This window comes from Acerihabitans sp. (assembly GCF_036398755.1).
Taxonomy (GTDB): Bacteria; Pseudomonadota; Gammaproteobacteria; order Enterobacterales; family Enterobacteriaceae; genus Acerihabitans.
This window is the reverse complement of sequence record NZ_DASWOM010000134.1, coordinates 1-21370: the sequence shown is the minus strand read 5'-3', so window position 1 is coordinate 21370 and position 21370 is coordinate 1. Positions and strand designations below refer to the sequence as shown.

Below are 21370 nucleotides of genomic sequence, written 5' to 3'. Positions count from 1 at the left end.
TCATGGTAAGATTTCCTAACCAGCGATTGGCCAATATGTTTGACGCATTACAGGCGGAATCGCTGCCGCAGGAAGAGCTGGCCAGGCGTTTTTCGGTATCGACCCGGACGGTGCGGGCCGATATCCAGGCGCTGAACGCCATTCTGGCCGGGCATGGCGCGCAGTTTATCTTAAGCCGCGGCAGCGGCTATCAGTTAAAAATCGAAGATGAGCCGCTGTTTGCCGCGCTCTCCCGGCAGGCGCCGCGCCAAAACCACACGCCCCGCTCCAGCGCCGAGCGTATTCCGGCGCTGATGGTGCGCTTTTTAAGCTCGGCCTATGCCTTTAAGATGGAGGATGTGGCCGACGAATGGTATGTCAGCCGCGGCACGCTGCAAAGCGATATGGCCGAGGTGCGTGAACGTCTGTCCCGCTACGATCTGACCATTGAGACCAAACCGCGCCACGGCATGAAGCTGTTCGGCAAGGAGTCGTCGGTCCGGGTGTGCCTGACCGATCTGATGTATTCACTGTCGCTTGACGAGCATGACGGCTATCTGCTGGCCAGCGGCGCGCTGCCGTTCGATATCCTGCCCCGGCTGACGCCGGCGTGGCATCAAAGCCTGCTGGCCAGCGGCATCAAGCTCACCGACGAGGGTGAGCAATACCTGGCGCTGTACAGCGCGGTGGCGGTCAAGCGTATCAGGGAAGGTTATCCGCTGCCGGACTTCCCGATGGAGGAGGTGGACGAGCGGATTAAAACGGCGTCCGCCCAGTTGGTGCGCCTGATCGAACCCCTGACCGGCAAGGGTTTCTCGGCGGCGGAGGAAAATTATCTGCGCATTCATATCGCCGCCCGGCGGGTACAGGAAATCAACCCCTCCGCCATTAACGCCGATGACGACGAAACGCTGGTGGACTATATCCTCAGCTATATCAATAGCCACTATAACTATGACCTGCAAAACGACAGCCAGCTGCGCGCCGACCTGCTGACCCATATCAAGACCATGATCACCCGGGTGCGCTACCAAATCACCATTCCCAACCCGCTGCTGGCCAATATCAAACAGCACTATCCCATGGCGTATGACGTTACGCTTGCGGCGGTAACCAGCTGGGGCAAATATACCCCTTATGTGATCAGTGAAAACGAAATCGGCTTCCTGGTCCTGCATATCGGCGTCGGCCTGGAGCGGCACTATAATATCGGCTACCAGCGCCATCCCCAGGCGCTTCTGGTCTGCGACAGCGGCAACTCGACGGTGCGCATGATCCAGGCGATGCTCAAGCGCAAATATCCGCAGATTGCCGTGACGCAGGTGATTTCATTGCGGGAATATGAAAAACTGCCGGCGCTTGAGGAGGATTTTGTTATTTCCACCGCCCGGATCGGCGAAAAAAACAAGCCGGTCATGGTGCTGGCGCCGTTTCCCAGCGATTACCAGCTTGAACAGCTCGGCAAACTGGTGCTGGTGGACCGCACCCGCTCCTATATGCTGGAAAAGTTTTTTTCCGAGCGGCATTTTATGATTGTCGATCGGCCGCTGAGCCAACAGGCGCTGTTTAAACAGGTGTGCGGCCAGTTAAAACGGGAAGGGGTGGTGGATAAGGATTTTTACCCATCGGTGGTGGAGCGCGAGGCTATCGTCAGCACCCTGCTGGCCGAGGGCATCGCATTGCCGCACTCACTGGGATTACTGGCCAAACAGACGGTAATTTACACCATCCTGGCGCCGCAGGGCATAGCCTGGGGCGAGAATGAAACCGCCTACGTGATTTTTCTGCTGGCGATCAATAAGACCGATTATGAAGAGGCGATGGCGATCTATGAGCTGTTCGTCACCTTCGTGCGCGAACGCTCGATGCCCAGGCTGCGCGACAGCCGGGACTTTGCCGGCTTCAAGGCGGTGGCCACCGATAGCCTGAGCCGCGCCTGATCAGTCTTCGTCAAAACCGGCGTTAAACAGCTCGATAACCGCCGCCAGCGCCTGAACTTCATCCGGGCCGCTGGCTTCCACCTCGATTAAACGGCCTTTGGCGGAGTCCAGCATCAGCAGGGCGATGACGCTGCTGGCTTCCGCCTCGGTGCCGCTATCGTTGCGCAGCAACACCTCCGCGTCAAAGCTTTGCACCAGATCGAACAGCTTCATTGCCGGCCGGGCGTGCATGCCCAGACGATTCTTGATTTCCACCGTTTGTTTGACCGTCATGGTTTACGCTTTTCCAGGGTGCGGTGCCGGGACTGGACGTTTTTACCGCGCGAACGGAAATAGTCCGCCAACTGTTCGGCCACATAGACCGAGCGGTGCTTGCCGCCGGTGCAGCCGATGGCCACGGTCAGGTAGCTGCGGTTATTGGTTTCCAGCATCGGCAACCATAACTCCAGGTAACTGCGCGTTTGATAGATAAAATTATGCACTTCGGTATGCCGGTCGAGGAAGGCCGCAACCGGTTTATCCAGCCCGGTCATCGGTCGCAGCTTGGGGTCCCAGTGCGGGTTGGGCAGGAAGCGCACGTCAAAGACATAATCGGCGTCGATGGGCAGGCCATGTTTGTAGCCGAAGGACTCGAACACCATGGTCAGTTCGCGCTCGCGCTTGCCCAGCAGCCGGGTGCGCAGCATTTCCGCCAGTTCATGCACCGACATCTCCGAGGTGTCGATAATTAAATCCGCGCGGGAGCGCAGCGGTTCCAGCAGTTCGTTCTCTTCGTCAATGGCGCTTTCCAGCGACAGGTTTTTGCTGGATAACGGATGCAGGCGCCGGGTATCGCTGTAACGCCGTATCAGGGTGCTGCGTTCCGCGTCAAGGAACAACAGCTGCGGCGAAAAGCTTTGCGGCAGGTTGTTCATGGCGTGCTCGAAGATCTCGGGCGTCTCGGGCATGTTGCGCACATCGATGCTCACCGCGGCTGAGATATTCCGGTCGGCCAGCGTATTGGCCAACTGCGGCAGCAGCACCACCGGCAGGTTATCGACGCAATAAAACCCCATATCTTCCAGCGCGCGCAGCGCAACTGATTTCCCTGAACCGGATCGACCGCTGACAATCATCAGCACCATGACGACTCCCCTCTGGTATTTTTATTGACCCATTGGCGACGCTTTCAGCTATACGCCAATTCAACCCCGCTGGTCGGTACAGCGCCGGGCAGGCAATCCGACCCGGCGCGTTAAGACCCGGCTTCCGTTTCCGTCATTATGGCATAGAGTTCTTCATCGCTTTGCGCGGCGCGCAGGCGACGGCAGACCGTTTTATCGGCCAGGCGCTTGGCCACCAGGGCCAGGGTATGCAGATGGGTTTTACACTGCTCGGCCGGCACCAATAAGGCAAACAGCAAATCCACCGGTTGATTGTCAATGGCGTCAAAGGCAATCGGCTGCTCAAGGCGGATAAATACCCCGACCGCGCGCAGCGTGTCTTCTTCCAGCTTGCCGTGCGGAATGGCGATACCGTTGCCGATACCGGTACTGCCCATGCGTTCACGGGTCAAGACGGCCTCGAACACCAGCTGCGGCGCCAGGTTGAGCTGCTTGGCCGCCAGCTCGCTGATAATTTCCAGCGCGCGCTTTTTGCTCTGGCAGTGGATGGAGCCGCGGGTGCACTCAAGGCTCAACACCGTGTTTATTTGCAAAGCTGTATCGTTAGTCATTTCATTTCACTTAAGGCGCGGTTTCACCTTTAAGACTCATCGGCCCGTTATCGTACGGATAACGAGCCGATGTGAGGTTAGGTAGCGATGTAGGCTACAGTGAATTCAGTACTGTTTCAGTTTTTCTTTGTGCTTGTTCAACTGGCGCGTCAGCTTGTCGATCAGCAAATCGACGGCGGCATACATATCGTCCGCCTCTGACGTCGCGTGCAGCTCACCGCCGTTGACATGGATCGTCGCTTCGGCAATCTGCTGGACTTTTTCGATCTTCAGAACAATATATACCTGATTGATCCGGTCGAAGTACTGTTCCAGCTTGGAAAATTTCGTGGTAACGAAATCGCGCAAAGCATCGGTGATTTCAACGCGCTGTCCGGTAATATTCAGCTGCATAGTGTCTTCCTTCTCTGTAGAGGTCAAACCATTTGCTTACGCTGGTTTGACGGCGGGATGGACAAAGACTCTCGGTATTTTGCCACGGTTCGCCGCGCCACCATAATGCCCTGATCGGAAAGCAGGGTGGTCAGCTTGCTATCGCTGAGCGGCTTTGCCGGGTTTTCCGCGGCGATTAATTTTCTCACCAGCGCGCGTATGGCCGTGGAAGACGCTTCGCCTCCCCCCTCGGTATTGACGTGGCTGGAGAAAAAATATTTCAGTTCAAAAATGCCGCGCGGGCTGTGCAGATATTTTTGTGTCGTTACGCGGGAAATCGTCGATTCATGCATCTCCACGGCCTGGGCGATATCCGCCAGCACCATGGGCCGCATATACTCCTCGCCCTGGTCAAAAAAGGCCTTCTGCTGTTCAACGATGCAGCGGGTCACCTTTAGCAGGGTGTCATTACGGCTTTCAAGGCTTTTGATCAACCAGCGCGCCTCCTGCAAGTGGCTGCGGATAAACTGTCCGTCCGAGTCATTGCGGGTGGTATTGCCGAGCGCCGCGTATTGCTGGTTGATTTTAAGATTGGGAATGCTGTCGGTATTCAGTTCCACCGTCCAGCGGTTATGCACTTTGCGCACCAGGACGTCTGGGATCACATATTGCGATTCGGTGGTATTGATCGATTGACCGGGCCTCGGATCGAGCGATTGAATCAGCGCCATGGCGGATTTCAGCACCTCTTCCTTCAGCCGGGTAGAGCGCAGCAGGCTACGGAAATCATGGCTGGCCAGCAGATCGAGATAGTCGCTGACGATAAGCCGGGCTTCGTTAATGTAGGGGAAGTCCCTGGACAGCTGCGACAGCTGGATCAGCAGGCAATCCCGCAGGTCGCGCGCCGCCACGCCCACCGGATCGAAGCGCTGTACGCGTTTGAGCACCGCTTCCACTTCATCCATGGTAACGCTGTCGTCGCCGATGCATTCCAGGATATCCTCCAGCGGCACCGTCAGGTAACCGGTTTCATCCACCGCGTCGACAATGGAGGTGGCTATGGCGGTATCGGTATCGGAAAACGGCGTCAGCTCCACCTGCCACATCAGGTAATCCTGCAGGGTCTGGATGGTTTCACCCTGGTAAATCGGCAGTTCTTCATCGCGGTAGTCGGTGCCGGTGCCCGAAGGGGTGCCGGCCGAATACATTTCGTCCCAGGTGGCGTCCAGCGGCAGTTCTTCCGGCATGTCCTTCTGTTCCATCGCCTCGCGGGTGTCAAGGGATTCGCTGTCGGGCAGGTCGTGTGAATCTATTTCTTCATGGACATCGGTTTGCTCAAGTAAGGGATTGCTTTCCAGCGCGGTCTGGATTTCCTGCTGAAGTTCAAGCGTAGACAATTGCAGCAGGCGGATTGCCTGCTGTAACTGCGGAGTCATGGCTAGCTGCTGACTAAACCTGAGTTGCAAACCTTGCTTCATATAATGCGTCAATTAACCTCTTGGGGCTTTCACTTCAGGACACCTTATCAGAGGCGGAACTCTTCGCCCAGATAAACACGCTTCACCTGCTCGTCCTGCAGGATTTCGGCGGGTGTGCCATGGGCGATGAGTTTCCCCTGGCTTACGATATAAGCGCGTTCGCAGACGTCCAATGTTTCGCGCACATTATGATCGGTAATCAGCACGCCGAGTCCGCTATCGCGCAAATGCTCGATAATTTTCTTGATATCGATAACGGAAATCGGGTCCACGCCGGCGAAAGGCTCATCGAGCAAAATAAATTTAGGGTTCGCCGCCAGGGCGCGGGCAATTTCGACTCGCCTGCGCTCGCCGCCGGATAAGGATTGGCCAAGATTATCGCGCAGATGGGCGATATGGAATTCTTCCATCAGGGCGTTGGCGCGGTCTTCGCGCTGCGCGGCGGTCAGATCGTTTCTGATCTGCAATACCGCCATCAGGTTGTCGAACACGCTCAGGCGGCGGAATATGGACGCCTCCTGCGGCAGGTAGCCGATGCCGCGCCGGGCGCGGGTGTGCAGCGGCAGCAGGCTGATATCGTCGTCGTCAATGATAATACGCCCGGCGTCGCGCTGGATAATGCCGACCACCATGTAAAAGGTGGTGGTCTTGCCGGCTCCGTTCGGCCCCAGCAACCCGACGATTTCCCCCGAGCTGACCTTAAGGCTGACGTCTTCCACCACATGGCGGCCCTTATAAGCTTTAGCCAGGTTTTCTGCGATTAATGTTGCCATGGGTTCAATACTCTTATTTAGTGCCGGATTTGGGCGCCGCGGTCGCTTTAGGCGCCGCGCCGGCCGGGGTTTTATCCTGCAGCTGTGACGGCACCAGTACGGTGGTGACCCGTTTACCCTTATCGCTAAAGGCTTCCATCTGCTGTTTTTTCACCAGGTAGGTAATGCGGTCGCCCTTGACGTTGCTGTCGAGCTGTTCAAGATACGCATCGCCGGTCAGCACCACAAAATCGTTGGCCAGCTCATAGCGGACCTTTTGCGCATGGCCCTTCACCGGCTTGCCGTTGTCCTGCATCTGGAAAAACGTCACCGGATTGCCGTAGCCCTCGACCACTTCCTTGCCCTGTTCGCCGTTCGGGCGGGTGATAACGACCTTATCCGCACGGATGTCGATGGACCCTTGCTTAACCACCACCGTTCCGGTCAGGGTGACGACATTGGTCTGCATATCGACCGCCTGCTGCTCGGAATCAATATTGATCGGCTGGTCGGTATCGCCGGTCATCGCCAGGGCGTTGGCGCTTGCCAGCAGCAACGCGCCGGCCGCAAAAACGGTATAGATTTTATTTTGGGTTTTGGATTTCATAAGAGGTCTTAACCTTTTCAATCAGCTCGGCAGTTTTGTTCCGCAGATTTCCGCGCATTTTCATGCCTTTAGAATTAAATCCGATGCCATATAGCGTCACCTCGTCGTCGGAGGAAACATCCTGCGTAACAAGATTCACCACAGCGTTATCGGTTCGGATGCGCTGCAGCTGCGAGGTTTCGGTCAGACTATCAACCTGGACATGGCCGTATAAATAAAGCATTTTATCATTGGTCAGCTTGGCCCGATCGGACCGGACTGTCCAGGTGGCGACTTTATTTTCATCGTACATCGTCGCCACCGGCTGGGTAAACCAGGTAATCTGCTCGACGGCGAAGTGCTCGACGTGCTCGGAGATCAGCCGATAGTTCATGGCGCCCACCGGATTGTATACCAGGGTAATGGTATGCTCGCTCTGGTAGGTGGGTTCGCCGGCATCGGGCGCCACCGCGCTCTGTCCGCCGTCTTTATCGGTCAGATTCAGGCCGATTAACACCAAGGCCACCAAGACCAGCAGTATGGTGACCCACCATTTTGTTTTACTCATACCGACTGCCCTTTGGCATCATCAAGCTTCCCTTGCGCCAGCAGAATTAAATCGCAGATTTCACGTACCGCGCCGCGACCGCCGGCAATATGCGTCACATAATCGGCCTTGGGCAGCAGCAGGGGATGCGCGTCGGCCACCGCGACGCTGAGTCCGACCCGCGCCATCACCGGCCAATCGATAAGATCATCGCCGATATACGCGACCTGGTCCGCTGTTAAAGATAGTTTAACCAATAGATCCTCAAAGGCCAAAAGCTTATCCGACCGGCCCTGGTAGAGATGGGTAATCCCCAGGGTGCGCGCGCGATCCTCCACCAGTTTGGCGGACCGGCCGGTAATAATAGCGACCTCGATGCCCGATGTCAGTAAGCATCGGATGCCGTAGCCGTCGCGCACGTTAAACGCCTTGAGCTCCTCGCCCTGATTGCCCTGGTAGACAAGACCGTCCGACAGGACGCCGTCCACGTCGCACACCAGCAGCCGGATGTCCCGGGCGCACTGCAGTATCCGCTGATCGACCGGGCCGTAGCAGGTCGCAATAAGGGTGGTGTCTTGCATGGCGGGTTTCCTTGTTAAATAACGCCGGCTCGCAGCATATCATGCATATGCACCACGCCCATCAGCCGGTTCTGGTCGGCCACCAGCACCGAGGTGATGTGGCGCGACTGCATCAGGTTCAGGGCATCGACCGCCAGGGTATTGGGCGTCACCCGAATGCCGCCGGCGGTCATCAGGTCGGCGATGCGCGCCTGGTTTAAATCCACGCCCATATCGAACACCCGGCGTAAATCGCCGTCGGTAAAAATGCCCTCGATATTCAGCTTATCGTCGCAGATAACCGTCATGCCGAGGTTTTTGCGCGTGATTTCCAGCAACGCGTCGCGCAAAGAGGCGTTCCTGGGCGTCACGGGCAATTCGTCGCCGCTGTGCATGATATCGGTCACCCGCAGCAATAGCTTACGCCCCAGCGCGCCGCCGGGGTGGGAAAGGGCGAAGTCTTCCGGGGTAAAGCCGCGCGCCTGCAGCAGCGCCACCGCCAGCGCGTCGCCCATCACCAGGGCGGCGGTGGTGCTGGTGGTGGGGGCCAGGCCCAAGGGGCAGGCTTCCAGGGGCACGTGGACGCAGATATGGATATCCGCCGCTTTGCCCATGGCGCTGGCCGGATTGCCGGTCATGCAGATAAGCGGGATGCGCAGGCGCTTGAGCACCGGGATGAGCGCCAGGATTTCATTGGATTCACCGGAGTTGGACAAGGCGATGACGATATCCTGGGCCGATACCATGCCCAAATCGCCGTGGCTGGCCTCGCCGGGATGCACAAAAAAGGACGGCGTGCCGGTGCTGGCGAACGTCGCCGCCATCTTGCGGCAGATATGGCCGGATTTGCCCATGCCCATCACCACGACTTTGCCGCCGCAATAAAATATTTTTTCGCACGCGCGGCGGAAATCATCGTTGATATATTGATCAAGCTGCGCCAAACCTTCCCGCTCGGCGGCGAGCACCTGTTTACCTGCGGCCGGAAAATCAAAATCCGGCGCTAACGACAAATGTGACATAACGTTATCCTGATGCGCCCGCTGTGTTCGCGGGCTAAGTAAACAACACCGTAACATAGGCGGCAAAACCACATAATAACAGAGCGCCCATGATAGAGTTGATCCTGCGGCGCTTTCCCAGGCAAAAGGCGGCTAATAAACTGCTTGCCGCCAGCATAACCCAATAATCGCGCGTAAACGCCAGTGCATTGATTCGTCCGGGCGAGAGCAGGGCGGGCACGGCCAGCACCAGCAGGCTATTAATAATGTTCGATCCGATGAGATTGCCCAGGGCAATATCATTTTCCCCCTTCAGGGCACCGGCGATAACGGTCGCCAGCTCGGGCAGGCTGGTGCCCAGGGCCACCACCGTCAGGCCGATAACCAAATCGCTGACCCCGAGATGGCGGGCCACCACGCCGGCGTTGTCAATGACCATATGCGCCGATATGGGCATGATGATAAAGGCCAGCGCCAGCCACAGCACCGCCACGGTAGTACCGCTGCCCTGAGTGTCCTGCGGCAGCTCCGCCAGCTGCTCGCGGGTCAGGCTGTCGTTGCCGGCGCCCTGCGCCCGCCGGGTGAGGGCGATGACGGCGGCAATATACCCTATCGCCGCCAGCAGCAGTATCATACCATCCAGGCGCCCCAGGACGCGATCCGCCAGCGCCAGTCCGCATAACGCCGTGGCGAGCAGCAGCAGCGGCAGCTCGCGCCGCACGATATCCGAATGGAACACCATGGGCCGGATAACCGCCGCGCCGCCGACAACCAGTAAAATATTGATAACATTGGAACCGATGATATTTCCCACGGTCATATCGAGCTGATGATTCAGCGCGGCGGTCACCGCAATCAGCAGTTCGGGCAAGGATGTGCCCAATGCGACAAGGGTGCAGCCTATCAGCCAGGGCGCCATCCCCAGAGACCTGCCGATCACGGCAGCACTGTAAACCAATCTATCCGCGCCATAAACCAGTAGAATAAGGCCAATAACCAATAATGACGTGGCAAAAAACATGTGAAGTCCTTGATGTTGTAGAATCCCGGGCTGCTGTCACTGCTGCCGTTTCCCGCGCGCAAGGTTGGGGACGCCGGCAATCCGGCCCGCGTGTTAATTTTGACTGTCCGCGGGCCAAAAGTAAAACATCGTATACTCACCTTAGATTATCGTTGCCAGGGTAATTTTATGTAAAAGTTCGATGAATCGGTCCTATTGCTTTAATATCTAGGGCAATAGGTTTTGAATGGGCACGACATGGGCAGTAATTACATGAACCAGACGGAACATTTGGTCGACATTCGCGGGTTGAGTTTTCGCCGCGGCAGCCGGCCGATATTCGACAACATCACCCTGCAGGTTCCCAGGGGGAAGATCACCGCTATCATGGGGCCGTCGGGTATCGGTAAAACCACCCTGTTACGCCTGATTGGCGGCCAGTTGCCGCCCGATGGCGGCGAAATTTGGTTTGACGGCGACAACATCCCCGCCTTGTCGCGCCGCCGGTTGTACGAGGTGCGTAAAAAAATCAGCATGCTGTTCCAGTCCGGCGCCCTGTTTACCGATATCAACGTATTTGAAAACGTGGCGTTTCCCCTGCGCCAGCACACCCGGCTGCCGGAGGCGGTGCTGCGCACCACCGTAATGATGAAACTCGAGGCGGTGGGGCTGCGCGGGGCGGCGTCGCTGATGCCCTCCGAGCTCTCGGGCGGCATGGCCAGGCGCGCCGCGCTGGCCCGCGCCATCGCGCTCGACCCGGAACTGATTATGTTCGACGAACCCTTTGTCGGACAGGATCCCATTACCATGGGCGTGCTGGTCAAGCTTATCGATGAATTGAATCACGCGCTGGGCGTCACCTGTATCGTGGTCTCCCATGACGTGCCGGAGGTATTGAGCATCGCCGATTACGCATACATCGTGGCCGAGCAGCATGTTATCGCGGAAGGTACGCCGGACGCGCTGCGCGCCAATCAGGATCCCAGAGTGCGGCAGTTCCTGGACGGCATCGCCGATGGTCCGGTGCCGTTCAACTTCCCCGCCAGAGATTATAAAACGCAGCTTTTAGGTTCAGGGAGTTGACCGTGCCATGCTAATACAGCAAGCAATAGCGTCTTTTGGACGCCGGGGCATCAGCGTCTGCCACACCTTCGGGCGGTCGGGCGTGATGTTATTCAACGCGCTGGTGGGCAAACCCGCCTTCCGGCAGCAGTGGCCATTGTTGATAAAGCAGCTTTACAGCGTCGGGGTACAATCCTTAATCATTATCATGGTGTCGGGGCTGTTTATCGGCATGGTGCTGGGTCTGCAAGGGTATATCATCCTGACCACCTACAGCGCCGAGGCCAGCCTGGGCATGATGGTGGCCCTGTCGTTGCTGCGCGAGCTGGGCCCGGTGGTGACCGCGCTGCTGTTCGCCGGGCGCGCCGGGTCGGCGCTGACCGCGGAAATCGGGCTGATGAAGGCCACCGAGCAATTGTCCAGCCTGGAAATGATGGCGGTCGACCCGCTGCGGCGCATCGTGGCGCCCCGGTTTTGGGCCGGCGTCATCAGCATGCCGCTGCTGACCGCCATTTTTGTCGCGGTGGGCATTTGGGGCGGCGGCATCGTGGGGGTGGACTGGAAGGGGATCGACAGCGGTTATTTCTGGTCCGCCATGCAAGGCGCGGTGGATTGGCATCAGGATTTGGTGAATTGCCTGATCAAAAGCGTGGTTTTCGCCATTACGGTGACCTGGATTGCGCTGTTTAACGGTTATGATGCGATCCCGACATCGGAGGGCATCAGCCGCGCGACCACCAGAACGGTGGTCCATGCGTCCCTGGCGGTGTTGGGACTGGATTTTGTGCTGACAGCACTGATGTTTGGGAAGTGAGTTAATGCAAACGAAAAAGAGTGAAATCTGGGTCGGCGTTTTTATGATCATCGCCCTGTGCGCCGTGATTTTCCTGTGCCTGAAAGTGGCGGATATCCGCTCGATGGGCAGTGTGTCAACCTACCGTATTTCGGCTACCTTCGATAATATCGGCGGCCTGAAGGTTCGCTCGCCGGTGAAAGTGGGCGGCGTGGTGGTGGGCCGGGTGGCGGAGATTGCCCTCGACCCCAAGACCTACGCGCCCAAGGTATCGATGGACATCGAGGATACCTACAACCATATACCCGATACCAGTTCCCTGGCGATCCGCACCTCGGGGCTATTGGGCGAGCAATTCCTGGCGCTGAACATCGGGTTTGAAGACCCGGATATGGGAACGTCTATCCTTAAGGACGGAGGCACTATACAGGACACCAAATCGGCCCTGGTGCTCGAAGACCTGATAGGCCAGTTCCTGTATAAGAGCGGCGACAAGCCGGTTGCGGCCGGCGGCGATGGCGCCGCCGATCCGGCGCCGGTTCCCGCAGACAGCGCGCCCGCCGCGACCGGCGGCGCGGTCCACGCACCCGCATCCGTAGACGGCAACGCCCCCGCCGCTCCGGCACAATAAAAGGATAATAATATATGTTTACACGTTTTTTATTGCTGGCCCTGCTGGCGATCGCGCCGCTGGCCCAGGCCGTCGACCAGACCAATCCCTACGCGCTGATGAATGCGGCGGCGGATAAAACCTTTACCCGGCTGAAGAACGAACAAAGCCAGATCCGCAGTAATCCCAACGTGCTGCGCGATGTGGTCAGGGAAGAATTGCTGCCCTATGTGCAGGTTAAATACGCCGGGGCGCTGGTGCTCGGCACCTATTATCGCGATGCCACCCCGGCGCAGCGCGACGCCTATTTCAAGGCGTTCCAGGCTTACCTGGAACAGGCCTACGGCCAGGCGCTGGCGATGTACCACAACCAGACCTACCAGGTTGCTCCCCAGCAGCCGGTGGGCGACGCCACGATTATCGCCATTCGCGTCACCATCATCGACCAGGGCGGACGCCCGCCGGTGCGCCTTGATTTTCAATGGCGCAAAAACAGCCAGACCGGCAACTGGCAGGCCTACGATATGATAGCCGAAGGCGTGAGCATGATTACCACCAAGCAGAACGAATGGGCTTCGACGCTGCGCCAGCAGGGGATCGATGGGCTGACCCGGCAGCTACAGGCCGCCGCCGCGCAGCCGATTTCGCTGGATAAGCAAAACAATGGCTGAGACCCTGAGTTGGCAAGCCGAGGATGACCGGCTTGTCCTGCGCGGCGAGCTTGACCGCGTTACGCTGCTGCCCTTTTGGGAGCAGCGCGAGCAAGCCCTGCAGGGCATCCGGTTTCTGGATGTTTCGCGCCTGGACCGTGTGGATTCGGCCGGCGTCGCCCTGATGCTGCACCTGTGCGAGATGCAGGTCCGGCGCGGCGGCATGCTGCGCCTGACCGGCGTCACCGAAAAACTGCGTACCCTTATCACCTTGTACAACCTGCATAATATCCTGCCTTGCGCGGAAGACGGCATCGGCTGACGGGTTGATTCCATTATTGCCTGTTTCCGATGACGACGTATTCATCTAAGATATCGGCTTGTTTCTCGATCTATTACAGTGATTTGACCCTTATGGAAAACCACGAAATCAAAGAAGTGCTGATGAATACCGAGGCGCTGGCCTTAGAAGAAGCCCATGTAACGGGCGATGGCAGCCATTTCCAGGTCATTGTCGTCAGCGAGCGGTTCGCCGCCATGAGCCGCATTAAAAAACAGCAGGCGGTTTATGCCCCGTTAATGGAATATATTTCAGATAACCGTATCCACGCGCTCTCCATCAAGGCTTATACCCCGGAAGAGTGGCGTCGCGATCGTAAATTAAGTGGTTTTTAGGTTGTAGGCGATGCCGCGCTATGGCGTTGAATATTAGAGCCCGTTGAATACAGAGAGCAGTATTGATGGATAAATTTCGTGTCCAGGGTCCCACCCGCCTAAGCGGAGAAGTGACCATTTCCGGCGCTAAAAATGCGGCGTTGCCGATATTGTTCGCCGCGCTGCTGGCTGAAAAGCCGGTAGAAATACAAAATGTGCCAAAATTAAAAGATATCGACACCACCATGCAGCTGCTGCGCCAGCTTGGCGCCAAGGTAGAGCGTAACGGCTCGGTGCATGTGGACGCGAGCGGCGTGGACGTGTTCTGCGCGCCCTATGAACTGGTCAAGACCATGCGCGCGTCCATCTGGGCGCTCGGACCGCTGGTGGCCCGCTTCGGCCAGGGACAGGTTTCGCTGCCCGGCGGCTGCGCCATCGGCGCCCGGCCGGTGGATCTGCATATTAGCGGCCTGGAACAGCTTGGCGCCACCATCAAGCTGGAAGAGGGGTATGTCAAGGCGTCGGTGGACGGACGGTTGCGCGGCGCGCATATCGTCATGGACAAAATCAGCGTCGGCGCCACGGTAACGATTATGAGCGCCGCCACCCTGGCGGAAGGCACCACGATTATTGAAAACGCCGCCCGCGAGCCGGAAATCGTCGATACCGCCAATTTCCTGATTACGCTTGGCGCGAAAATAGCCGGCGCCGGCACCGACAAAATCACCATCGAAGGCGTGAAGCGCCTTGGCGGCGGCGTGTATCGCGTGCTGCCCGATCGTATTGAAACCGGCACGTTCCTGGTTGCGGCGGCGGTTTCCCGGGGGCGCGTGGTCTGCCGGTCAACCCGTCCCGATACCCTGGACGCGGTGCTGGCCAAGCTGCGCGAGGCCGGCGCGGATATCGAAACCGGCGACGACTGGATAAGCCTGGACATGCATGGCCGGCGGCCAAAAGCCATTACGGTGCGCACCGCGCCCCATCCCGGCTTTCCCACCGATATGCAGGCGCAGTTCAGCTTGCTGAACCTGGTGGCGGAAGGCACCGGCGTGATTACCGAAACCATTTTTGAAAATCGCTTTATGCACGTACCTGAACTTATCCGTATGGGCGCGCGGGCTGAAATCGAAAGCAATACGGTCATTTGCCACGGGGTGGAAACCTTGTCCGGCGCGCAGGTGATGGCCACCGATTTACGCGCATCCGCCAGCCTGGTGCTGGCCGGGTGCATTGCCGAAGGCGTTACGCTTGTGGATCGCATCTACCACATCGATCGCGGTTATGACTGTATCGAGGACAAGCTGCGTAAGCTGGGCGCCAATATCGAGCGCGTCACAGGCGAATAGCATGCCGGTGGCCGGCTCGCCCGGCCACCGCGTTGGTTCTCATCCGTCGATGCATTCGTCTGCCTAGGCTTTGATTTCAGGCAGGCAACAGCCGGCTATGGCCTGGACGCGGGCCGTTTTCCCAACAGACCGTCGGCCGGCGTTTTAGTATCATAAGCCTTGGCAATATCAATCAATTCCTTCCCGGCAGCCCGGGTAACATAACCGTATTTCTTATTAATATCGCGCGGTTTCATGCCGCTGCGAATATCATTCCAGGCCGGTCCCAATAGCGAGCGCGTTTCCAGTATACGCCACGCATCACGCGTGGTTAAGCCGTACATCTCGATCAACTCTCGGCAATTTTCTCCCGTAGCCGCCCTCTTGCCGGCGGGACCATTAGCGCTGGTTATTTCAATATGCGCTATTATCCCTGGCTCGGAAACGCCATGCAGCGCGGCGATATCCCGGCAATTAAAATCATCGTTAGCCATTTCCGTCAGTAGCTTTATATAGGCGTCAGGACCTTCTTTCATTGCCTGAACCAGTCCGCCCAGCCTTTGAGAAATGGGAGGGTCAATTGGAGAAATGGGAGGGGAAAAATTTTCCAGATATGTCCGCATGACCTGCGGACGATGCTCATCGTTGATGCGCATTATACCGCTGCTGGCTTTGACCAATAGCCGATTTCGCAGGAGGCAACAACGCCGCTCTATTCCAGTGCAACCATAAATTATATTTACCGTGGAACAATACTCATAAATTGCCTTCAGGCAGGTAATAAATTTCTCATCGGACTTTGGCGTACATAATTCCTCGGAGATTCGGTCAAATATAGACCATAGTCGCGTCTGCTGGATCGCCGTTTTCCATAGCCGGTTGCGGTCGCTTTTCTTATTATGCCGGGCGCGCCTTACCGGCGGTTCCTGGTCGGCTTTTATACCGCTAGCCAGCTCTATTCCCGGCGGATTATGCGCGGCGGATAATTTCGTTTCGATTATGTTTATGTTATGCGATTTTAATAAGCCTTGAGGGGGTGGCGGAGTGTGACAGGGTGGTTCATTCTCTAATACAGACAACATCGTTGAATTATCCTCGGCCGGTAAATAAGGATACCCCCGCCCGGAACAACCCTCTCCGGGCATGGTTAACTTCCGCCAAGCCGGGCAGTGATAAGATGAGCTAGCTTAGCTGGGCGCATTATAATGAAAGGAGAACGCAAGGAGTAATTTTCAAACAATATTGCACCGGCGCGCTAAATCCATTTAGTCGCCGGTGAGGGTATCAATCGGATGCCGGGTATTCCTGGATGGTGACATTCAGCGTCAGCTTGGCGCCGTTGCGCAAAATCACCACCGGGATCACTGAACCGGGCCTGATTTCCGCCACCTGATCCATGGTCTCGATGGCCGATACCGCCGGTTTATTATTAACGTTGAGAATCACATCGGTCACTTTGATGCCGGCCTGCGCCGCCGGGCCGCCAGGGGTCACTTCATTGACGATAATGCCCTGGATACGGTCGATGTTGACGCCGGTGGTATGCAGCGGGTCCGCCTCGCGGCCGCCGATGCCGATATAGCCCCGAATCACCCGCCCATCGCGAATCAGCTTGATCATCACCTTGGTGGCCAGGGCGGTGGGAATGGCGAAACCAATACCCTCCGGCGTTTCACCGTTATTGCTTTTGTCGAACGACAGGGTATTGATGCCAACCAGTTCGCCCAGGCTGTTGATAAGCGCACCGCCGGAGTTGCCGCGGTTGATGGAGGCGTCGGTCTGCAGAAAATTCTGGCGCCCGGAGGGGCTTAGGCCGATACGTCCGGTGGCGCTGATGATGCCCTGGGTGACCGTCTGGCCCAGGTTGTAAGGATTGCCGATGGCCATGACCACATCGCCGATATGCGGCGCGCGGCGGGGATTGATGGGAATCACCGGCAGGTTGGTGGCATTGATTTTCAGCACCGCCAGATCGGTAAGGCTATCGGACCCGACCAGCTGCGCCTCATAGCCCCGTCCATCCTGCAAGGCCACGATAATCTGTTCAGCATCGTTGATCACATGCTTATTGGTGATCAGGTAGCCCTTCTGGTTCATTATGACGCCTGAACCCAGGGTGTGGATCTCCAGTTCGTTATGCGAATTGCTGTTCATGCTGCGGTTATAGACGTTGACCACCGCCGGCGCGGCGCGGCGCACCGCCTGGTTATAGCTGACCGGTGATTCGTCTTCGCTGTCCGCGGAGCCTGTAATCAGCGAGCCGGTGGTGGAACGCAGCCCAGGCAGCGCCAGCAGCATAATGCCCGCGATGACAAGTCCAAAAATAATCGCACGTAAGAGCTTTACCAGCATGATGTCCGAACTAGAGAAGGGAAATAGCGGCAGGATAACATGAGTTTATCGGACGCTGCATAGGCAGCGTCCGTTATTTCATAAAATATCAACGCAACAACAGGAAAATACTCTCATCGCCACGCATGATATTCATCGCCATGACCGCCGGTTTGCTCTCCAGCACTTTACGCAGCTGGATGATGTTTTCCACCCGTTCGCGGTTGATGCCGATGATGACATCGCCTTTATGCAGGCCAATCTGGGCCGCCGGGGTGTCTTTTACCACGTCATCCACGGCCACGCCCTTGGTGCCGTCCTTCAACTGCCCGTTGCTGAGCGATGCGCCCTGCAGTGACGGCGTCAGGATTTCCGCGCTGCTGGTGGTGGCGGCGCTGTCGTCAAGCGTAACCGTTACTTCGACCGGTTTGCCTTCGCGCAGCAGACCCAGCTTGATGGCCTTGCCCGGCGCGGTGGTGCCGATTTTCACCCGCAGCTCGGCAAAGCTGGTAATGGGCTTGCCTTCGATCGCCACGATAATGTCGCCGGCCTTGACCCCCGCCTTGGCGGCGGCGCCGCCCGGCAGGACTTCGCTGACAAAGGCGCCGCGCTGGGTGTCGATCTTGAAAGCCTTGGCCATGTCAGCGGTCATTTCGCTGCCCTTGATGCCGAGCAGGCCGCGTTTTACCGCGCCGAATTCAATCAGCTGCTGGCTGAGGTTTTGCACCATATTGCTTGGAATGGCGAAACCGATGCCGATATTGCCGCCGCCGGGCGCCAGGATGGCGGTATTGATGCCGATAAGCTCGCCGTTGAGGTTAATCAGCGCCCCGCCGGAATTGCCGCGGTTAATGGATGCGTCGGTCTGGATAAAGTTTTCCAGCCCTTCCAGGTTCAGGCCGCTGCGCCCCAGCGCCGAGATAATACCGGAGGTGGCGGTCTGCCCCAGGCCGAAGGGATTGCCCACCGCCACGGCGAAATCGCCGACGCGCAGGGTATCGGAATCGGCCATCTTTATTTCGCTGAGGCCTTTGGGATCCGGCAGTTGCAGCAGCGCCAGATCGGTCTGCTCGTCGCGCCCGACCAGCTTGGCGTCGAACTCGCGGCCGTCGTTAAGCTGGACCTTGATTTTGTCCGCGCCGTTCACCACATGATTGTTGGTGATGACATAGCCTTTGGCGGCGTTGATGATAACGCCGGAACCCAGCCCTTCAAACGGACGGGAATCGCCGGGCTGCTGATCGCCCTGGGGGGTGCCGGGGCCGAAAAAGTATTTAAATTCCTTCGGCAGGGTGGGGCGCTGAACCTGCTGGGTACCTTCCACATGGACGCTGACCACCGCCGGAAGCACTTTTTCCAGCATGGGCGCCAGGCTTGGCATGGCCTGTCCGGGTATCGCGGCCGGCAGGGCCGCTTGGGCAGGCAGGGAAGAGGTTAAGCCGAAAGCGATGCAAAGTGCCAATGCGCTGAATAAAGGTGTGGTTTTCATTAAACTTGTTACTCGCTTGCTGTCCGTGAACGACGCCATTAATCAGAAACCTCGTTAAAACGCCACTTTGTGTTCTTGTATGACCCTGACGGGACGGCAAAAGTTCAGTAGTGGCGCGGTAAGGTTATGTCAGCGGGGCCTGGCGATATCCCGCCGAACCCTAAAGTTATTTGCGTGGTTCCCGCGTGCCCCGCAGCAGGCCGGTGGCGCTTTCGGGATAGTCCCGCGGCTGCATGCCGGCCGGCACCTGATCGTTATCCGCTTCGGCTTCGGTCAGGCGGTAACGGAACGGATTATCCTCGCCGGGCCGGTTGGGCAACAGATGGTTGGAGCCCTTGGCCATATGTTGGTACAGCTGGCGGTAGTCGTCGGCCATATTGTCGAGCAGTTCGGCGCTGCGGGCGAAGTGGCCGGTCAGCTCCTCGCGATACTCCTCCAGCTCCGCCTTGCTCTTTTCCAGCTCATGCTGCAGCGTTTGCTGCTGACGTAGTTTGCGGTTGCCGAACCGCATTGCGACCGCACCGATGATAATACCAACCACTAATCCAATCAGCGCATATTCCCAGGTCATAATGACTCCTATAATTGACTTCGTTGTCCCGTAGGGTTTTCACACTCTATACTTCCCACTATAACCGTTTACCCCGCCGGTGGGGAATCCCGATAGCGTTACCGAGGGTAAAGCCATGTTATTTGTTGCTCTTGTGTTCCGCGGCGCGGCTGTTTAAGCTGTCCGCAACATAAGTGTTACAAATAATCGTTATCAGGGATCGTTCGCCACCATGCATGTCACATCGCCGCAGTCCCTTTACCAGCAGAAGCTGGCCGGAGGAGAATACCAGGCCGACGCCGTCCAGGCCGGGGCCGTCGACAGGCTTGAACGTCTTCACCGCCAGCTCCTGGCCAGGGACGCCGCCGCGCCGGCCGCCGCCGGCCTGCTGGGTCGCCTGGGCCTGCGGCTGCGCGGTAAAAATAACGCCGACGCCGCCGTACCCATAGAGGGATTATATATGTGGGGCGGGGTAGGGCGCGGAAAAACCTGGTTAATGGATCTTTTTTTTCAAAGCCTGCCGGGAGAGCGTAAGCTGCGCCTGCACTTTCACCGCTTTATGCTGCGGGTGCACGAAGAAATGAACCGTTTGCAGGGACATCAGGATCCGCTCGAACTGATTGCCGATGATTTCAAGGCGCAAACCGACGTGCTGTGTTTTGATGAGTTTTTTGTGACGGACATTACCGACGCCATGCTGCTGGGCACGCTGATGCGGGCGTTGTTCGCCCGCGGCATCACCCTGGTGGCCACGTCCAATATCCCGCCGGACGAGCTGTACCGCAACGGCCTGCAGCGCGCCCGTTTCCTGCCGGCCATCGAGCTTATCAAACGCCATTGCGCGGTGATGAACGTGGACGCCGGCATCGATTACCGGCTGCGCACCCTGACCCAGGCGAGCATTTACCTGACGCCGCTTGGTGAACGGACCGCCGCCGACATGGCGCGTATCTTTACCCGCCTGGCCGGCGCGCGGCCCGAGGGCGCCCCGGTGCTGACGGTCAACCATCGTCCGCTGCCGACGCTCGGCGCCCGCGACGGCGTGGTGGCGCTGGATTTCACCACGCTGTGCGCCGGCGCCCGCAGCCAGAATGATTATATCGTCCTGTCCCGGCTTTATCACACGGTGCTGCTGCACGACGTACACGCCATGGGGTCCAGGGATGAAAATACCGCCCGGCGGTTCGTGGCCCTGGTGGATGAATTCTATGAACGGCAGGTCAAACTGGTGATTTCCGCCGACGCAAGTCTTGAGGAGTTATACCAGGGACAGCTGCTGGGTTTTGAATTCCAGCGCTGCCTGTCGCGGCTGCGGGAAATGCAAAGCGAGGAATATCTTGGCCTGCCCCATCTGCCGTAAGCGCCGCGCTCGGCCGATTCGGCTGCAACCGTAAATAACAGTCGACCTTTGGCGCGGTCTTCTCTATAATCTTGCGACCCCACGTTACAAGAAGTTTTTTTCCCGAAAACTTCGATCGCGCCAGCAACGGCTATTCGAAGGGGTAGGTTTGCTGGACTAGATAGCCGTGTGAGCCTCATAACTATTCATTGAAGCGTTTGGGTGTTCACCAACGTGTAACTTTAATTGGGTAAGCTTTTAATGAAAACATTTACAGCAAAACCAGAAACCGTAAAACGCGACTGGTATGTTGTCGACGCCAGCGGTAAAACCCTGGGTCGTCTTGCTACTGAACTGGCTAGTCGCCTGCGCGGGAAGCATAAAGCGGAATTTACGCCGCATGTTGATACCGGTGATTACATCATCGTGTTGAACGCCGAGAAAGTTGCCGTTACCGGCAAAAAGCGTACCGACAAGATCTATTATCATCATACCGGTTTCATCGGCGGTATTAAAGAAACGACCTTTGAAGAGATGATTGCCCGCCACCCTGAGCGTGTGATTGAAATCGCGGTTAAAGGCATGCTGCCAAAAGGCCCGCTGGGTCGTGCAATGTATCGTAAACTGAAAGTTTACAA

At 57.6% G+C, this 21370-nt stretch carries 25 protein-coding genes; 10 read left to right on the top strand and 15 right to left on the bottom strand.

Annotation, left to right across the window (positions count from 1 at the left end; translation table 11 throughout):
* The first annotated feature begins 2 nt into the window (after positions 1–2).
* Positions 3–1919 (top strand): BglG family transcription antiterminator, encoded by a 1917-nt coding sequence (locus VGC33_RS21820; protein WP_331122865.1) that lies wholly within the window; start codon positions 3–5, stop codon positions 1917–1919.
* Here VGC33_RS21820 and npr read toward each other — a convergent pair whose 3' ends face one another.
* From npr to VGC33_RS21765, 11 genes are all read right to left on the bottom strand, one after another.
* A complete protein-coding gene (gene npr / locus VGC33_RS21815; protein ID WP_331122864.1) occupies positions 1920–2192 on the bottom strand; it encodes a PTS phosphocarrier protein NPr in 273 nt (90 codons plus the stop codon).
* Positions 2189–3043 (bottom strand): RNase adapter RapZ, encoded by an 855-nt coding sequence (rapZ, locus tag VGC33_RS21810; RefSeq protein ID WP_331122863.1) that lies wholly within the window; start codon positions 3041–3043, stop codon positions 2189–2191. The genes npr and rapZ overlap by 4 nt, the downstream gene beginning before the upstream one ends.
* Positions 3044–3153: 110 nt before the next feature.
* Positions 3154–3633: a PTS IIA-like nitrogen regulatory protein PtsN gene (gene ptsN, locus VGC33_RS21805; RefSeq protein WP_331122862.1), complete on the bottom strand. Its 480-nt coding sequence runs from the start codon at positions 3631–3633 to the stop codon at positions 3154–3156.
* A gap of 105 nt (positions 3634–3738) precedes the next feature.
* Complete coding sequence (hpf, locus tag VGC33_RS21800; RefSeq protein ID WP_162366255.1) at positions 3739–4026, bottom strand: ribosome hibernation promoting factor; 288 nt, start codon at positions 4024–4026, stop codon at positions 3739–3741.
* Between the two features lie 23 nt (positions 4027–4049).
* A complete protein-coding gene (gene rpoN / locus VGC33_RS21795) occupies positions 4050–5483 on the bottom strand; it encodes an RNA polymerase factor sigma-54 (RefSeq protein WP_331122861.1) in 1434 nt (477 codons plus the stop codon).
* 47 nt (positions 5484–5530) lie between these two features.
* Entirely contained in the window at positions 5531–6256 is a 726-nt protein-coding gene (gene lptB, locus VGC33_RS21790; RefSeq protein ID WP_331122860.1) for an LPS export ABC transporter ATP-binding protein, read from the bottom strand.
* A 13-nt stretch (positions 6257–6269) separates the two neighbouring features.
* The gene (lptA, locus tag VGC33_RS21785; RefSeq protein ID WP_331122859.1) at positions 6270–6842 is read right to left on the bottom strand and encodes a lipopolysaccharide ABC transporter substrate-binding protein LptA; all 573 of its coding nucleotides are present in this window, start codon (positions 6840–6842) and stop codon (positions 6270–6272) included.
* On the bottom strand, positions 6820–7389 hold the full coding sequence (gene lptC, locus VGC33_RS21780) for an LPS export ABC transporter periplasmic protein LptC (RefSeq protein ID WP_331122858.1): 570 nt from the start codon (positions 7387–7389) through the stop codon (positions 6820–6822). Before lptC ends, lptA begins: the two co-directional genes overlap by 23 nt.
* Positions 7386–7949: a 3-deoxy-manno-octulosonate-8-phosphatase KdsC gene (gene kdsC / locus VGC33_RS21775; RefSeq protein ID WP_331122857.1), complete on the bottom strand. Its 564-nt coding sequence runs from the start codon at positions 7947–7949 to the stop codon at positions 7386–7388. The genes lptC and kdsC overlap by 4 nt, the downstream gene beginning before the upstream one ends.
* 14 nt (positions 7950–7963) lie before the next feature.
* Positions 7964–8950, bottom strand: coding sequence for an arabinose-5-phosphate isomerase KdsD (gene kdsD / locus VGC33_RS21770; protein ID WP_331122856.1), 987 nt, complete (start codon positions 8948–8950; stop codon positions 7964–7966).
* A gap of 34 nt (positions 8951–8984) precedes the next feature.
* Positions 8985–9950, bottom strand: coding sequence for a calcium/sodium antiporter (locus VGC33_RS21765; protein ID WP_331122855.1), 966 nt, complete (start codon positions 9948–9950; stop codon positions 8985–8987).
* 252 nt (positions 9951–10202) lie between these two features.
* On the opposite strand from VGC33_RS21765, the gene mlaF reads away from it, so the two are divergent.
* The 7 genes from mlaF (at position 10203) to murA (ending at position 15044) form a co-directional block, all read left to right on the top strand.
* Positions 10203–11012 carry a phospholipid ABC transporter ATP-binding protein MlaF gene (gene mlaF, locus VGC33_RS21760; RefSeq protein WP_331122911.1) on the top strand — a complete coding sequence of 270 codons (810 nt, stop codon included), beginning with the start codon at positions 10203–10205 and terminating at the stop codon, positions 11010–11012.
* 7 nt (positions 11013–11019) lie between these two features.
* Entirely contained in the window at positions 11020–11805 is a 786-nt protein-coding gene (gene mlaE, locus VGC33_RS21755; RefSeq protein WP_331122854.1) for a lipid asymmetry maintenance ABC transporter permease subunit MlaE, read from the top strand.
* Between the two features lie 4 nt (positions 11806–11809).
* Positions 11810–12415: an outer membrane lipid asymmetry maintenance protein MlaD gene (mlaD, locus tag VGC33_RS21750; protein ID WP_331122853.1), complete on the top strand. Its 606-nt coding sequence runs from the start codon at positions 11810–11812 to the stop codon at positions 12413–12415.
* 14 nt (positions 12416–12429) lie between these two features.
* Positions 12430–13065 (top strand): phospholipid-binding protein MlaC, encoded by a 636-nt coding sequence (mlaC, locus tag VGC33_RS21745; RefSeq protein ID WP_331122852.1) that lies wholly within the window; start codon positions 12430–12432, stop codon positions 13063–13065.
* Positions 13058–13366, top strand: coding sequence for a lipid asymmetry maintenance protein MlaB (mlaB, locus tag VGC33_RS21740; protein WP_331122851.1), 309 nt, complete (start codon positions 13058–13060; stop codon positions 13364–13366). Before mlaC ends, mlaB begins: the two co-directional genes overlap by 8 nt.
* A gap of 92 nt (positions 13367–13458) precedes the next feature.
* Positions 13459–13719, top strand: a complete 261-nt coding sequence (gene ibaG / locus VGC33_RS21735) for a BolA family iron metabolism protein IbaG (protein ID WP_331122850.1) — start codon at positions 13459–13461, stop codon at positions 13717–13719.
* Between the two features lie 65 nt (positions 13720–13784).
* Positions 13785–15044, top strand: a complete 1260-nt coding sequence (gene murA, locus VGC33_RS21730) for a UDP-N-acetylglucosamine 1-carboxyvinyltransferase (RefSeq protein WP_331122849.1) — start codon at positions 13785–13787, stop codon at positions 15042–15044.
* A 95-nt stretch (positions 15045–15139) separates the two neighbouring features.
* On the opposite strand, the gene VGC33_RS21725 is transcribed toward murA, so the two are convergent.
* The 4 genes from VGC33_RS21725 to zapG form a co-directional block, all read right to left on the bottom strand.
* A complete protein-coding gene (locus tag VGC33_RS21725; RefSeq protein ID WP_331122848.1) occupies positions 15140–15679 on the bottom strand; it encodes a hypothetical protein in 540 nt (179 codons plus the stop codon).
* Positions 15680–16307: 628 nt separating this feature from the next.
* The gene (gene degS, locus VGC33_RS21720) at positions 16308–17375 is read right to left on the bottom strand and encodes an outer membrane-stress sensor serine endopeptidase DegS (protein WP_331122847.1); all 1068 of its coding nucleotides are present in this window, start codon (positions 17373–17375) and stop codon (positions 16308–16310) included.
* Between the two features lie 88 nt (positions 17376–17463).
* A complete protein-coding gene (gene degQ, locus VGC33_RS21715; protein ID WP_331122846.1) occupies positions 17464–18843 on the bottom strand; it encodes a serine endoprotease DegQ in 1380 nt (459 codons plus the stop codon).
* 166 nt (positions 18844–19009) lie between these two features.
* Positions 19010–19414, bottom strand: a complete 405-nt coding sequence (gene zapG / locus VGC33_RS21710; protein WP_331122845.1) for a Z-ring associated protein ZapG — start codon at positions 19412–19414, stop codon at positions 19010–19012.
* Between the two features lie 211 nt (positions 19415–19625).
* Here zapG and zapE point away from each other — a divergent pair, with 211 nt between their 5' ends.
* Complete coding sequence (zapE, locus tag VGC33_RS21705) at positions 19626–20753, top strand: cell division protein ZapE (protein ID WP_331122844.1); 1128 nt, start codon at positions 19626–19628, stop codon at positions 20751–20753.
* A 240-nt stretch (positions 20754–20993) separates the two neighbouring features.
* Positions 20994–21370 (top strand): 50S ribosomal protein L13 (gene rplM / locus VGC33_RS21700; RefSeq protein ID WP_331122843.1); only part of this gene is annotated, 377 nt, incomplete at its 3' end.

What these genes read in the sequence shown, in the direction of transcription:
- VGC33_RS21820 (WP_331122865.1), top strand. Translation starts at nt 3, where the DNA reads ATGGTAAGATTTCCTAACCAGCGATTGGCCAATATGTTTGACGCATTA.
- npr (WP_331122864.1), bottom strand. Translation starts at nt 2,192, where the DNA reads ATGACGGTCAAACAAACGGTGGAAATCAAGAATCGTCTGGGCATGCAC.
- rapZ (WP_331122863.1), bottom strand. Translation starts at nt 3,043, where the DNA reads ATGGTGCTGATGATTGTCAGCGGTCGATCCGGTTCAGGGAAATCAGTT.
- ptsN (WP_331122862.1), bottom strand. Translation starts at nt 3,633, where the DNA reads ATGACTAACGATACAGCTTTGCAAATAAACACGGTGTTGAGCCTTGAG.
- hpf (WP_162366255.1), bottom strand. Translation starts at nt 4,026, where the DNA reads ATGCAGCTGAATATTACCGGACAGCGCGTTGAAATCACCGATGCTTTG.
- rpoN (WP_331122861.1), bottom strand. Translation starts at nt 5,483, where the DNA reads ATGAAGCAAGGTTTGCAACTCAGGTTTAGTCAGCAGCTAGCCATGACT.
- lptB (WP_331122860.1), bottom strand. Translation starts at nt 6,256, where the DNA reads ATGGCAACATTAATCGCAGAAAACCTGGCTAAAGCTTATAAGGGCCGC.
- lptA (WP_331122859.1), bottom strand. Translation starts at nt 6,842, where the DNA reads ATGAAATCCAAAACCCAAAATAAAATCTATACCGTTTTTGCGGCCGGC.
- lptC (WP_331122858.1), bottom strand. Translation starts at nt 7,389, where the DNA reads ATGAGTAAAACAAAATGGTGGGTCACCATACTGCTGGTCTTGGTGGCC.
- kdsC (WP_331122857.1), bottom strand. Translation starts at nt 7,949, where the DNA reads ATGCAAGACACCACCCTTATTGCGACCTGCTACGGCCCGGTCGATCAG.
- kdsD (WP_331122856.1), bottom strand. Translation starts at nt 8,950, where the DNA reads ATGTCACATTTGTCGTTAGCGCCGGATTTTGATTTTCCGGCCGCAGGT.
- VGC33_RS21765 (WP_331122855.1), bottom strand. Translation starts at nt 9,950, where the DNA reads ATGTTTTTTGCCACGTCATTATTGGTTATTGGCCTTATTCTACTGGTT.
- mlaF (WP_331122911.1), top strand. Translation starts at nt 10,203, where the DNA reads ATGAACCAGACGGAACATTTGGTCGACATTCGCGGGTTGAGTTTTCGC.
- mlaE (WP_331122854.1), top strand. Translation starts at nt 11,020, where the DNA reads ATGCTAATACAGCAAGCAATAGCGTCTTTTGGACGCCGGGGCATCAGC.
- mlaD (WP_331122853.1), top strand. Translation starts at nt 11,810, where the DNA reads ATGCAAACGAAAAAGAGTGAAATCTGGGTCGGCGTTTTTATGATCATC.
- mlaC (WP_331122852.1), top strand. Translation starts at nt 12,430, where the DNA reads ATGTTTACACGTTTTTTATTGCTGGCCCTGCTGGCGATCGCGCCGCTG.
- mlaB (WP_331122851.1), top strand. Translation starts at nt 13,058, where the DNA reads ATGGCTGAGACCCTGAGTTGGCAAGCCGAGGATGACCGGCTTGTCCTG.
- ibaG (WP_331122850.1), top strand. Translation starts at nt 13,459, where the DNA reads ATGGAAAACCACGAAATCAAAGAAGTGCTGATGAATACCGAGGCGCTG.
- murA (WP_331122849.1), top strand. Translation starts at nt 13,785, where the DNA reads ATGGATAAATTTCGTGTCCAGGGTCCCACCCGCCTAAGCGGAGAAGTG.
- VGC33_RS21725 (WP_331122848.1), bottom strand. Translation starts at nt 15,679, where the DNA reads ATGCGCATCAACGATGAGCATCGTCCGCAGGTCATGCGGACATATCTG.
- degS (WP_331122847.1), bottom strand. Translation starts at nt 17,375, where the DNA reads ATGCTGGTAAAGCTCTTACGTGCGATTATTTTTGGACTTGTCATCGCG.
- degQ (WP_331122846.1), bottom strand. Translation starts at nt 18,843, where the DNA reads ATGAAAACCACACCTTTATTCAGCGCATTGGCACTTTGCATCGCTTTC.
- zapG (WP_331122845.1), bottom strand. Translation starts at nt 19,414, where the DNA reads ATGACCTGGGAATATGCGCTGATTGGATTAGTGGTTGGTATTATCATC.
- zapE (WP_331122844.1), top strand. Translation starts at nt 19,626, where the DNA reads ATGCATGTCACATCGCCGCAGTCCCTTTACCAGCAGAAGCTGGCCGGA.